Origin of the sequence: Nitrincola iocasae, assembly GCF_008727795.1 — a bacterium.
Classification (GTDB): domain Bacteria; phylum Pseudomonadota; class Gammaproteobacteria; order Pseudomonadales; family Balneatricaceae; genus Nitrincola; species Nitrincola iocasae.
Genome location: NZ_CP044222.1, coordinates 919,106 through 930,955 on the forward strand (window position 1 = coordinate 919,106; position 11,850 = coordinate 930,955).

At 50.2% G+C, this 11,850-nt stretch carries 11 protein-coding genes and 1 tRNA gene; 1 reads left to right on the forward strand and 11 read right to left on the reverse strand.

Annotation, left to right across the window (positions count from 1 at the left end):
- Nucleotides 1–2 precede the first annotated feature (2 nt).
- The 6 genes from F5I99_RS04355 to F5I99_RS04380 are packed head-to-tail and all read right to left on the reverse strand — an operon-like array spanning nt 3 to nt 5,849.
- The gene (locus F5I99_RS04355) at nt 3–392 is read right to left on the reverse strand and encodes a Na+/H+ antiporter subunit G (protein WP_151053824.1); all 390 of its coding nucleotides are present in this window, start codon (nt 390–392) and stop codon (nt 3–5) included.
- An 11-nt stretch (nt 393–403) separates the two neighbouring features.
- The gene (locus tag F5I99_RS04360) at nt 404–673 is read right to left on the reverse strand and encodes a K+/H+ antiporter subunit F (protein WP_151053825.1); all 270 of its coding nucleotides are present in this window, start codon (nt 671–673) and stop codon (nt 404–406) included.
- Nucleotides 667–1,170, reverse strand: coding sequence for a Na+/H+ antiporter subunit E (locus F5I99_RS04365; protein WP_151053826.1), 504 nt, complete (start codon nt 1,168–1,170; stop codon nt 667–669). Before F5I99_RS04365 ends, F5I99_RS04360 begins: the two co-directional genes overlap by 7 nt.
- 1 nt (nt 1,171) lies before the next feature.
- Nucleotides 1,172–2,698, reverse strand: a complete 1,527-nt coding sequence (locus F5I99_RS04370; RefSeq protein ID WP_151053827.1) for a monovalent cation/H+ antiporter subunit D — start codon at nt 2,696–2,698, stop codon at nt 1,172–1,174.
- Nucleotides 2,698–3,054, reverse strand: coding sequence for a Na+/H+ antiporter subunit C (locus tag F5I99_RS04375; protein ID WP_151053828.1), 357 nt, complete (start codon nt 3,052–3,054; stop codon nt 2,698–2,700). Before F5I99_RS04375 ends, F5I99_RS04370 begins: the two co-directional genes overlap by 1 nt.
- Nucleotides 3,054–5,849 (reverse strand): monovalent cation/H+ antiporter subunit A, encoded by a 2,796-nt coding sequence (locus tag F5I99_RS04380; RefSeq protein WP_151053829.1) that lies wholly within the window; start codon nt 5,847–5,849, stop codon nt 3,054–3,056. The genes F5I99_RS04375 and F5I99_RS04380 overlap by 1 nt, the downstream gene beginning before the upstream one ends.
- 363 nt (nt 5,850–6,212) lie before the next feature.
- On the opposite strand from F5I99_RS04380, the gene F5I99_RS04385 reads away from it, so the two are divergent.
- Nucleotides 6,213–6,845: a LysE family translocator gene (locus F5I99_RS04385; protein WP_151053830.1), complete on the forward strand. Its 633-nt coding sequence runs from the start codon at nt 6,213–6,215 to the stop codon at nt 6,843–6,845.
- Between the two features lie 96 nt (nt 6,846–6,941).
- Here F5I99_RS04385 and F5I99_RS04390 read toward each other — a convergent pair.
- From F5I99_RS04390 to rpsU, 5 genes are all read right to left on the reverse strand, one after another.
- A tRNA-Ile gene (locus tag F5I99_RS04390) sits at nt 6,942–7,018 on the reverse strand.
- A gap of 64 nt (nt 7,019–7,082) precedes the next feature.
- Nucleotides 7,083–8,927: an RNA polymerase sigma factor RpoD gene (rpoD, locus tag F5I99_RS04395; protein WP_151053831.1), complete on the reverse strand. Its 1,845-nt coding sequence runs from the start codon at nt 8,925–8,927 to the stop codon at nt 7,083–7,085.
- 161 nt (nt 8,928–9,088) lie between these two features.
- Entirely contained in the window at nt 9,089–10,948 is a 1,860-nt protein-coding gene (gene dnaG, locus F5I99_RS04400) for a DNA primase (protein WP_151053832.1), read from the reverse strand.
- A 37-nt stretch (nt 10,949–10,985) separates the two neighbouring features.
- A complete protein-coding gene (locus tag F5I99_RS04405) occupies nt 10,986–11,429 on the reverse strand; it encodes a GatB/YqeY domain-containing protein (protein ID WP_151053833.1) in 444 nt (147 codons plus the stop codon).
- Nucleotides 11,430–11,524: 95 nt separating this feature from the next.
- A complete protein-coding gene (rpsU, locus tag F5I99_RS04410; protein ID WP_036521983.1) occupies nt 11,525–11,740 on the reverse strand; it encodes a 30S ribosomal protein S21 in 216 nt (71 codons plus the stop codon).
- Nucleotides 11,741–11,850 lie beyond the last annotated feature (110 nt).

The following is an 11,850-nucleotide window of genomic DNA, read 5'->3' on the forward strand; positions in this document are numbered from 1 at the left end:
ATTCAGGAGTTGCTCTGCACTGTTTCAGTTTGAGCAGGTGCCTCCTGGCGTGCTGCCGTATCTACCAGATGTTGCCCCTGAGTACGTTTCAGCATTTTCAACTTTTGATGCAATGCAGTCTTTGCCATCATGTGTGCACTCACGGGTGCGGTGATAAACAAAAACAGCGTGATCAACAATTCATGTACGCTGATATGACCTGGCTCGCGTAGCGTAAAGAGTATCATCGACGCAATCAGTAAGCCTCCCATACCCAAGGTTGTCGCTTTAGTAGGCGCATGCAGACGCATGAAAAAATCCGGCAGTCTTACCAATCCTATAGAGCCCACCAGAATAAATACGCCACCAGTGAGCAAAAAAATGGATACAATCAGTTCGAGTAAAAAATTCATTTACAAATACCTTATTCAATAATGTCGCCGCGTAATAAGTATTTACACAAGGCTGCTGTACTCACAAAGCCCAGCATAGCGATCAGTAGTGCGGCTTCGAAATACAGCGTTGTGCTGAACCAGATTCCCAGTAAGATAATCAGAGCAATACTGTTAATATACATGGTATCCAGTGCCAGCAGACGATCAGCAAGATCCGGACCGGCAAATAGTCGCCAAAGATTCAGAATCAGGGCGATCACAACCATGATGCTTACCAGTATGACAGTCCAGGTTAGCATGAGAAAATCTCCATCAACGGTTTTTCGTAACGCTGTTTGATAGTGGCGATCAACTCGGCTTCATCGGTCATGGAAAGTGCATGAATATATATAAACTTCTTACATTCCGATACTTCCGAACTAACGGTGCCTGGGGTGAGTGAGATGGTGCTCGCTAGCAGGGTGATGGGTAAGTCTCCCTCAATATCCAGTGGCATGGCAATCAATGCCGGATGCAGTTGATCTATCGGCCCCATGACTTGGCGAGCTACTTCGAGATTGGCGGTGATAATGTCGCCCAACACCAGCAGGGCGTAGCGTATAGTTTTAATGGGTTTGTGCAGGGCCGGCTGGGGCTTGCTCAAGCCACTGGTCAGCATCGGGATGCCCAAAGCCAGAAAAGCCCCTAATACCAGGTGTCCTGGTGCAGCGGTATTGTTCAGGAGCAGCCAGGTCACAAACAACAGCGTGCTGTGATACGGCATGGGTAGCCAACGAAAGCGAGGTTTCACAAGCATCTTATTGCCCTCCTGTGTGCATCGGCTGTAGCGGCAGCAGTGCATGTACTGAAATTTCCGGATTGTACAGAACAGCAGCGGCTTCTGATGTCAGTGCGGTAATTGGGCCGGCGAACAACACCATCAGAGGGGAGCACATCAATAGACCTGCCACAGCGATCAATTTAGCATTTTTAACATTTTCGCCATCGGCTGTACTGCCTGTTACCCGCCAGAACAGCGTTGTTCCGGCACGAGACAAAGCGATAATAGCCGCAAGTCCAGACAACAGGATAGCTGTCCATGCCCAGACCATCTCGGTGCCAGTTTGTGCCGCCTGCATCAGTAACGCCTTGCCGATAAAGCCGGATAGCGGTGGCATTCCCACCATTGCCACTGCAGCTAAAAAGAACAATCCGGCCAGTAAGTCACGCTGTTTCATCATTCGTGCAGCAACAAAGCGGTCTTCGGCTTTTCCCCGTTGCCTGATGATCATATCCGCAATCAGGAACATGGCAGCCGCCACCAGAGTGGTATGTACCAGGTAATAAAATGCAGCACCTGCCGCCTGTTCAGTACCCAGCGCTGCCGCCACCAAGAGCGTACCCACTGAAATCAGGATCATATTTGCAGTCAACATGCGCAGGTTGGAACTGGCCAGTGAACCTATAGACCCTATGAACAGCGTCAAAATTGCAATCGGCCAAAGCCAGACTTGGGCAATATTGGCTAAGTCTCCAGCAAAATCCCCAAAAATCACGGTGTGAACGCGAAAAATGCTGTATATCCCCACCTTGGTCATGATAGCGAACATCGCTGCCACAGGGGCGCTTGCCACCGCATAGGTCCGTGGTAACCAAAAGTGCAGTGGCAGCATGGCTGATTTAAGACCAAATACTACCAATAACAGCAAACCGGCTACTTTGACCAGCAACTTGTCATCAGCATTCAGCAGGTTAACCTTGACGGCCATATCGGCAATATTCAGAGTTCCAAGCATGCCGTAAAGTATCCCCAGCGCAAACAGGAAAATACTTGAGCCCACCAAATTCAGGATGACATAGTGCAAGCTGGCCTGGGTTTTTTGTTTTCCACCGCCATGAACCAGTAATGCGTAGGACGCAATGAGTAGGATCTCAAAGCAAACAAACAGGTTAAACAGGTCACCTGTGAGAAAGGCCCCATTAACCCCTGCGACAAGTAATAATGTCAGGGTGTGGAAATACATGCCGGTTTCATCATCTCCGGCTGTAGCGAACAGGATTGAGGCCAGTCCCAGAATGCCGGTGAGTAGAACCAGTAAACAGGCCAGCACATCCGCTACCAGCACAATTCCGAACGGCGGAGACCAGTCCCCAAGCATGTAAATCTGCGTGCCTTGTGTATAGGCCGTGTGCAATAAAAGAGCGGATACCAGGATCAGCAGCATGCCCGATGCTACAGCAAAGATGCGTTGACGCCTCAAACTGTTCTGAATAGGGGGAAGTAATAGCAGCAACCCGGCCACAATCGGAAGCAGAAATGGCAGAATAACCAGATGCAGCGACATTAACTTCGCTCCTTATCAGTCAGTGATGAATGATCAGGGATACGGCCATCGACATGATCATTGCCCAGATCACCGCGACCGCGCATAGCCAGAATGACAACAAATGCTGTCATCGCAAATCCTATTACTATCGCTGTGAGCACTAATGCTTGCGGTAGGGGGTCGACATAATTGTCACTGGTACCAATAACAGCTGCAGAGTTTATTGACAGTCGACCGCTCGAAAATAAAAACAGGTTAACAGCGTAGCTCAGCATAGTTAAACCAATCACTACAGGAAAGGTGCGACCCCTCAGAATTAAAAATACACCACAGGTGGTGAGTACGCCCACGCAGAGAGCAAAAAGCACTTCCATCAGGATTGATCCTCCATTTTAGGACGGTGCGAGGTGGTCAGCTTACCCAGATTTGCAAGAATCAGCAGGGTGGCCGCTACCACGGTAATGTATACGCCAAGGTCAAATAAAATGGCGCTGGCTAACTCAAATTTACCAATCCAGGGTAGGTGGAAATAGTCAAACCAACTGGTCAGGAAGGGCTTTCCAAATACCCAACTGCCTGCGCCGGTTGCGGCAGCAATTAACACGCCAATGGCTATAGACCACTGATAGTTGACCTTAAGGCGGGGTTTAATCCAGTCCACCCCATGGGCAATGTATTGCAGTATGATGGCCACCGCTGTAATCAGCCCGGCAATAAAACCACCGCCGGGCATGTTATGACCACGAAGGAAAATATAGGCCGATACCAGTAGTGCCAAGGGTAAAAGTGACTGGGACACTGTTCTAAGGATCATCGGGTGGCTGTCTTGTGTCCAGCTACGTCCTTTGATATCCCCGGAGGGTTTGGATATCTTCATGCGGTTAATCAGTTTGAAAATACCCAGGGCAGCAATACCCAACACCAGTATCTCACCAAAGGTATCAAAACCTCGGAAGTCAACCAGAATGACGTTTACTGCATTGGTGCCCCCGCCGCCAGGTTTGCTGTTTTCCAGATAGAAATCGGAAATACTCAAGCCTGATCGGGTCATGATGGCATAGTTCAGGGTGGCAAAAATTCCCCCGACCAAAGCAGCAATGCCCAGATCACGTGCTACCCGTCCAGGGCTGGATTCCTTGGGGGTCTGTTGCGGCAGGAAGAACAACGCCAGCATCAACAGTATGACTGTGACTACCTCTACCGACAGTTGCGTCAGTGCCAGATCTGGCGCTGAAAAATAGGTAAATGACATGGAGACTATCAAGCCAACCACCGACAGTGTCAGCAAAGATATATAACGCTGGCGATGCCAGATAACCGTAGCGAGTGCGGAAAAAATCAGAATAACAGCCAGAACAATGCTAATACTGTTGGTAGGAAGTTGCTCGCGCTCCCCGGCCGTTTGCATCAACAGCAACAACGGTTTGCCAGCAAACACGATGACCATCAGAAACAGCAACATAAGGTAGCGTTGCAATGAGCCATTCTCAAAAAACTGGTTAATTCTTGTCGCGCTTCGGACAAGGCATTGCATCATACTTTCAAATACCAGCTTGGCATCGGTTTCCGGAAACTGGCTGTGAAACTTAAACAGTTTGCGGCGGTTATGATAAATGATAACACCCAGTACCATGGCGACAATGCTCATAATCAGTGCCAGGTTAAACCCATGCCAGATTGACAGAGAGAAATAGGGTACTTCGCCGCCGAGTACGGCTGCCGACGCAGAATAAAGCAGGCTACCGACCATAAAGCCAGGGAATAATCCTACCAGCAGACAGAGTCCGACCAGAATTTCTACCGGCACTTTCATATAGCGTGGTGGTTCATGCGGAGTTTTTGGCAGATCAACTGGTTCGCCATTGAAAAATACATCATGAATAAAGCGCAATGAGTACGCGACTGAGAAGACCGCAGCCAATGTTGCCAGCACAGGCACCATCCAGGATAAGGACCCCAATGTATGCTGAAGCAGTGTCTCGGCAAAGAACATCTCTTTTGACAGGAATCCGTTTAACAGTGGCACACCCGCCATGGAAGCCGCCGCCACCATCGCCAGCGTGGCTGTGTAAGGCATGAATTTCCATAACCCATTTAGGCGGCGCATGTCGCGGGTACCAGCTTCATGGTCGATGATCCCTGCCGCCATAAACAGGGAGGCTTTAAACGTGGCATGGTTGATAATATGAAAAATTGCAGCAATGGTGGCCAGTTCAGTACCCATGCCCAGCAGCAGTGTAATCAGGCCCAGGTGGCTGATAGTTGAATAAGCCAGTAATCCCTTAAGATCATGTTTAAATAGTGCCGTATAAGCCCCTAACAACAGTGTTGCCATACCCGTAAGGGTGACAATAATGATCCACAGTTCTGTACCAGCCAATACCGGATAAAAACGCGCCATCAGGAAAATGCCGGCTTTTACCATGGTGGCTGAATGTAAGTACGCACTTACGGGTGTAGGCGCTGACATTGCATGAGGCAGCCAGAAATGAAACGGGAACTGAGCCGACTTGGTGAAGGCACCCAAGAGTACCAATATCAGCACAACCGGGTATGCGGCATGCTCTCGAAGGATATCACCGCTTTCAATGACGGTTTGAAGATCATAGCTACCGACAATTTTACCAATCAGCATCAGGCCTGCTAATAAAGCAAGACCACCGGCACCGGTTACTGTGAGGGCCATGCGAGCTCCCTTGCGGCCCTCTGTGTTGCCATGCCAAAAGCTGATCAGCAGGAATGAGCTGATGCTGGTCAGTTCCCAGAACATCCATAACTGGATCAGATTATTAGATAGCACAATCCCCAGCATGGCGGTCATAAACAGCATCAGATAGGCGTAAAACTGCCCCATACTGTCTTTGGCGGACAGGTAGTAACGTGCATAGAGAATTATTAATAAACCGATACCTAGAATTAGCAGAGCAAACAGAAAGGCCAATCCATCCAGGCGAAAAGAGATATCCATACTCAATGCCGGAACCCAGTTGGCGGTTGCTATCAGTGTTTCACCCCTGAATACAGCCGGAGCACTCAACAACAGCATCAGCAAAGCCAGCGCTGGTGCGGCAGCGGTTGCAAATGCACATCGGGTTCTGCCAAAGCGCTGGGATAACAGCGGCGCTAGCACTCCCAAGGCAGGTAGTAGAGGAATCCAGAAAAGACTCATGGTAGCAACATGCTCCTGCAAAATAAAAAGTAACGTGTAAACGGCTCAACACAACTATTATACTTAGATGTTAAAACTAGTCCGTGTTGCAAACTGGCTTAATGCAGCCGTGGAAGTTTACTGTAAAAATGTGCACCTTTACAGGCGTAGATCTTGTTGATTTCCAATGCTGGGTTTTTAACATTAATACATTCTAATATATAGTCAAGCTGGCATATGGCGCTGGCTGTTAAACAACTTCGTAATCTCACTCATCTGTATTGGGCCTGTAGAGTAGATTAGGGACATATTTTGGCCTCTGCTGATGCTATAGTTTTTTATACGCAACGGCTATATTTTAAGATTTTTCAAGGAGTAAAATTCATGCCTGTTGAACTTTGGCTAGCCTTTGTTGCTGCCTCTGCGTTGTTGTTGATCATTCCAGGGCCAACTATTCTGGCAGTCATCAGTTATTCTATCGCCCATGGACGCCGGGCCAATGTGCCCCTGGTAACGGCTGTCGCACTGGGGGACTCCACCGCGCTGGCGGTTTCACTGCTGGGTTTAGGTACCTTGCTGGCGGCATCTGCCTTCTGGTTTATGATCATCAAATGGCTTGGTGGACTTTACTTGTTGTACCTCGGCATCAAACTGTTACGCAGTGGTTTTGTTTCAGTTGAGATGGCGGCGCCGCCTAAACCCGGATCACGCTGGCGATTGTTCCTGAATACCTACCTGGTAACTGCTTTGAACCCTAAAGGTATGGTGTTTTTTGTAGCTTTCCTGCCGCAGTTTATTCACCCAGGTGCTGATCATGTACAGCAGCTTTGGATTTTAGGCGTCACCTTCGTCGCCATGGCTACCTTGAATGCAACCCTCTACGCCATATTTGCCGGTTCAGCTCGTCGACTTTTGTCGCGTCCGGGCGCGCATCGAGGCTTTAACCTGGTGGGCGGGTCGTTACTTTCGGCGGCGGGTCTTTGGGCGTTGTTGTCTAGGAATCAGGTTTCGGGGTAGTTGGCTCTTTTGGGAGTCTGTAGGTTAAGCTGGTGTGGCGAGGATCACTTATTCATGCAGATATTTTGTGATTTATAAGTGATTTTTAACTAGAAATGGTGGGCCCAGCTGGACTCGAACCAGCGACCAACGGATTATGAGTCCGTTGCTCTAACCAACTGAGCTATAGGCCCTTGAAAAGCGAGCGCCAATGATACAGAGAAGTATGCATTGGCGCAATATGTTGAACGCGTTGAGTTATTCGTCGAGGAAGCCGCGCAGGTGATCGGAGCGACTGGGGTGACGCAGTTTGCGCAGCGCCTTGGCTTCGATCTGACGGATACGTTCGCGAGTGACATCAAACTGTTTGCCAACCTCTTCCAGCGTGTGGTCGGTATTCATATCGATACCGAAACGCATTCTGAGTACTTTGGCTTCACGAGCGGTGAGTCCGGACAGTACGCTGCGTGTGGCTTCACGCAGGCCCTCGCCTGTGGCGGTATCAACCGGTGAGGCCATGATGATGTCTTCAATAAAGTCACCGAGACTGGAGTCTTCATCGTCACCGATGGGGGTTTCCATGGAGATCGGCTCTTTCGCAATTTTCAGTACCTTGCGAATTTTGTCTTCCGGCATTTCCATTTTTTCAGCAAGTTCTTCAGGGGTGGGTTCGCGACCCATTTCCTGCAGCATTTGACGGGAAATACGGTTGAGCTTATTGATTGTTTCGATCATGTGTACCGGAATACGAATGGTACGTGCCTGATCGGCAATCGAGCGTGTGATCGCCTGACGTATCCACCAGGTGGCATAGGTTGAGAACTTGTAGCCACGACGGTATTCGAATTTGTCTACCGCTTTCATCAAGCCAATGTTGCCTTCCTGGATCAAATCAAGGAACTGCAGGCCGCGGTTGGTGTATTTCTTGGCGATAGAGATAACCAGACGCAGGTTGGCTTCAACCATCTCTTTCTTGGCGCGACGGGCGCGGGCTTCACCAATTGACAGGCGGCGGTTTACATCTTTGATTTCAGAAAGGCTGATGCCGACATCATTTTCAATATTGATCAGGCGGCGCTGGGCGCGTTTCAGATCATCCAGGCTTTGTTCAATTTTACTGGCCCAGCTCTGCTTGCCGCTGGCGAGTTTATCGAACCACTCCGGGTTGGTTTCATTGCCGGGGAAGCCGCTGATGAAGTCTTTGCGGGACATGCCAGCACGCTGGGTACAGATGCGCATGATAGTACGCTCCTGTGCACGAACCTTTTCGATAAACGCACGAATACGGCTGACCAGCATTTCATAAAAGCGTGGTGACAGTTTGATTGGTGAGAAAGCGATGCTGAGTTCTTCCAGAGCCAGTCTGGCTTCAGGGCTGTCTTTGCCCTTATCACTCAGGACCAGCAGGTAGGCATCAAGCTTGTCACGAATCAATCCGAAACGCTGACGCGCTTCTTCAGGATCAGGACCGCGGTCCTTTTCCTCATCTGCACTGTCGTCGGTGCTGTCGTCGTCATCGTCGTCATCATCCGAATCAGCATCATCTTCGTCGATTTCCTCGACCTCGACTTCCTCTTCCGGAATGGGTGCGTCAGGATCGATATAGCCGCTGAAAATATCACTGAGGCGGCCTTCTTCCTGCAGAGTGGCATCGTAGGCTGCCAGAATAGCTTCGACACTACCTGGGAAGTGCGCCAGTGCCATCATGACTTCGCGAATGCCTTCTTCTATGCGCTTGGCAATCTCGATCTCGCCTTCACGAGTCAGCAGCTCCACGGTGCCCATTTCACGCATATACATACGAACAGGGTCGGTAGTGCGGCCGGCATCGGATTCAACCGCGGCAAGCGCGGCGACGGCTTCTTCGTCGGCTTCTTCTGCTGAGTCACCTTCGGTCATCAGAAGGGTTTCTGCATCGGGCGCTTCTTCGGAAACGCTGATGCCCATGTCGTTGATCATGCGGATGATATCTTCGACCTGATCCGGGTCGGCAATATCTTCTGGCAGGTGGTCGTTTACCTCTGCATAGGTGAGATAACCCTGTTCCTTGCCTCGTGCGATGAGTTCTTTCAGACGAGACTGCTGTTGGGAAGTATCTGACATAGAGCCCCTGCGATGAATGCTGATGTGAATAATGGGTGAAAAAAGAAGCGCAACATTATAGCTGTTTCAGACCTTGCTGAATAGATTTAGCTCCGTAATTCGTTATCTACTGTATTAAAATAGAGCATTAACGGGTATTTGCCAAACCTGAACCGGTGTTTTTAACGTCCGGATAGAAGAAGCTGCTGCAATAAATTTTTTTCCTCCTGTGTTAATGGGGACTGTTGCTTTTTTTTCAAGAGTCTGTCGAGTTGAATTTCTGTGTGTCGGCTGAGTAGGCGTGTCAGTGCACCATTTAATTCAGCTAATGGGTCCGCTGTTTCGGGCACGGGTTCCAGATGTGATATTTCATTTAATATCATCAGGTAGGCTGAGCGCTGTGTGTCGTGTTGCCAGTCCACAAGCAGGGTTCCTAGTGAGTTATCCGGGTGTTGGCGCAGGTAGGTGATGAGTTCTATCAGAAGATCGATATTGGATTCCTGTAGATTTCCCAGTGCTTCGGGGTCTTGAAGCTCACGGGCCAGCGCCGGGCGATGCAGTATGATGGAGATAATCCGGTTTACCAGGCTTACCGTGCGGCTGCGTGCGGCTTGGCGTTGAACTGGAGCGGGCGGGGTTTCGCCATCAGGTAGGCTCAGTTCCGGGTAGTCACCATACTCCTGATCTGGGTGGTAACTGTTCTCCTGAGTGTCTGGAGCAGCCGGTTGACTGATTTTGTGCAGGTTGATCAGGCTCGCCAACTGCTCGGCGCTCAGGCCGGTGATTTCACTGACCCGGTCCAGCATCATCTGTTGCAGCAGACCCGGCTGCATGCTGCGAATCGGTGGTAGTGCGGTCGAGGCAAGGCGGGCACGGTCATCCATGCTGTCCAGGTTGAAGCCTTCGGATAAATTGTTGAAGAAAAAGGTGCTCAAGGGGGTGGCGTTGAGAATGCGTTGCTCGAAGGCGCTCTGGCCTTCCTGGCGAATCAGGCTGTCTGGGTCTTCACCTTCAGGCAGAAACAGGAAGCGCACGGATTTGCCATCCTGTAGTGCTGGCAGAGCGATATCCAGAGCGCGCAACGCGGCTTTGCGCCCGGCCTGGTCGCCGTCGAAGCAGAAAATAAGCTCCGGCACCAGTTTGAACAGGCGGATAAGGTGCTGTTCGGTGGTGGCGGTGCCAAGCGTGGCAACGGCCCAGGTGATGCCGTTTTGTGCCAGGCCGACGACATCCATATAGCCTTCGACAATCAGCAGTCTGTTAAGTTGGCGATTGCTTTGGCGGGCTTCGTAAAGGCCGTAGAGCTCACGGCTTTTGTGGAAGGTATCGGTTTCGGGAGAGTTAAGGTATTTGGGTTTGTCGTCGCCGAGTACCCGCCCGCCAAAGGCGATTACACGGCCGCGCATATCCCGAATCGGGAACATGATACGATCGCGAAAGCGGTCATAGTGGCGGTTTTTTTCTTCGTTGTGGATGACCATGCCGGCTTTTTCCAGCAAGCTGGTGGCGTCTTTCTGGTCGCTGAAATGCTGTATCAGGTTGTCCCATCCAGCTGGGGCATAGCCGATTTGAAACTGTGAGGCGATCTGCCCGGAGAGTCCGCGTTGTTGCAGGTACTGAATGGCTTTGTCACGGGTATTGGCGCTACGCAGTTGTTCTCGATAAAACTGGCTGGCCTGATCAAGCAGTGAAATTTGCTGCTTGACCTGATGGTCGCGCTCGATTTGTTGGGGGTTTTGCTCTTCGCGCGGGATATCGACACCGGCGAGGCGGGCGAGCTCTTCAACGGCTTCCGGAAAAGAAAGGCGTTCATACTCCATTAAAAAGCCGAGTGCGTTGCCACCGGCACCACAACCAAAGCAATAGTAGAACTGCTTGTCGGGGCTAACGGTAAAAGAGGGAGAATTTTCTTTATGGAAAGGGCAGAGGCCTGAGTAATTTTTACCGCTGCGGCGTAATTTTACGCGGCTTTCCACGATGTCGGTAATGTTGATGCGGGCCAGCAAGTCATCAATAAAGTATTGCGGTATTCGCCCTGCCATAATTACTCCGCTGTCATGTCCAGCGAAATTGCTGGTGTCAGAACCGGGCTTTCACTCGGGTAGAGACCTGACCCATATCGGCACGCCCTTGAACCCTGGGCTTGACTAGTGCCATAACCTGTCCCATCTGCTGCATGCTGGATGCACCTGTGGCGTTAATGGCATCATCAATAATCTGTTCTATATCACTATCACTGAGAGGTTGCGGCAAGAAAGTTTTAATCACCTCCAACTCTTGCTGCTCCTTGTCTGCCAGTTCCGGACGCTCAGCCGCTAGATACTGGGCAATCGAATCGCGACGCTGTTTGGCCATTTTATCTAAAGAGGCCAGGACGCGTGTATCATCCAGTTCAATGCGTTCATCTACCTCAATACGATTGAGATCGGACAGGATTAGACGGATAGCGCCGAGACGCACTTTATCCCTGGCACGCATGGCGGCCTTCATCTGTTCTGTAATTTGTTGCTTCAGATCAGACATCTTAAGTCCTGTTGTTATGAACACCTGCTATGAACACTTGATGGGTTCGATTACAAGTCGGTTGTTACGGTTATAAAAAGGGTGTAATGCTCAAATTAGTACAGGCGAACGCGACGTGCAGTTTCACGAGATACTTTTTTTGCATGACGCTTAACAGCTGCAGCGGCTTTACGTTTGCGCACTGTAGTTGGTTTTTCGTAATGTTCACGACGACGAACTTCAGCCAGAACACCGGCTTTCTCACAAGAGCGCTTGAAGCGACGCAGAGCAACGTCAAACGGCTCGTTATCTTTAACTTTTACTGCTGGCATGAATGCTCCTTCAGTAGATTAGGGTTAGGTTGATTCTTGATCAGTAATTTCATCCAGGGGTTTGCGCTAAACAAACGGAACTTGGGCGAGTTTGTGATCAAGGTGCAAAA

Excerpts from the sequence above, each read along its gene's own strand:
- F5I99_RS04355 (WP_151053824.1), bottom strand. The coding sequence starts at position 392 with ATGAATTTTTTACTCGAACTGATTGTATCCATTTTTTTGCTCACTGGT.
- F5I99_RS04360 (WP_151053825.1), bottom strand. The coding sequence starts at position 673 with ATGCTAACCTGGACTGTCATACTGGTAAGCATCATGGTTGTGATCGCC.
- F5I99_RS04365 (WP_151053826.1), bottom strand. The coding sequence starts at position 1,170 with ATGCTTGTGAAACCTCGCTTTCGTTGGCTACCCATGCCGTATCACAGC.
- F5I99_RS04370 (WP_151053827.1), bottom strand. The coding sequence starts at position 2,698 with ATGTCGCTGCATCTGGTTATTCTGCCATTTCTGCTTCCGATTGTGGCC.
- F5I99_RS04375 (WP_151053828.1), bottom strand. The coding sequence starts at position 3,054 with ATGGAAGTGCTTTTTGCTCTCTGCGTGGGCGTACTCACCACCTGTGGT.
- F5I99_RS04380 (WP_151053829.1), bottom strand. The coding sequence starts at position 5,849 with ATGAGTCTTTTCTGGATTCCTCTACTACCTGCCTTGGGAGTGCTAGCG.
- F5I99_RS04385 (WP_151053830.1), top strand. The coding sequence starts at position 6,213 with ATGCCTGTTGAACTTTGGCTAGCCTTTGTTGCTGCCTCTGCGTTGTTG.
- rpoD (WP_151053831.1), bottom strand. The coding sequence starts at position 8,927 with ATGTCAGATACTTCCCAACAGCAGTCTCGTCTGAAAGAACTCATCGCA.
- dnaG (WP_151053832.1), bottom strand. The coding sequence starts at position 10,948 with ATGGCAGGGCGAATACCGCAATACTTTATTGATGACTTGCTGGCCCGC.
- F5I99_RS04405 (WP_151053833.1), bottom strand. The coding sequence starts at position 11,429 with ATGTCTGATCTGAAGCAACAAATTACAGAACAGATGAAGGCCGCCATG.
- rpsU (WP_036521983.1), bottom strand. The coding sequence starts at position 11,740 with ATGCCAGCAGTAAAAGTTAAAGATAACGAGCCGTTTGACGTTGCTCTG.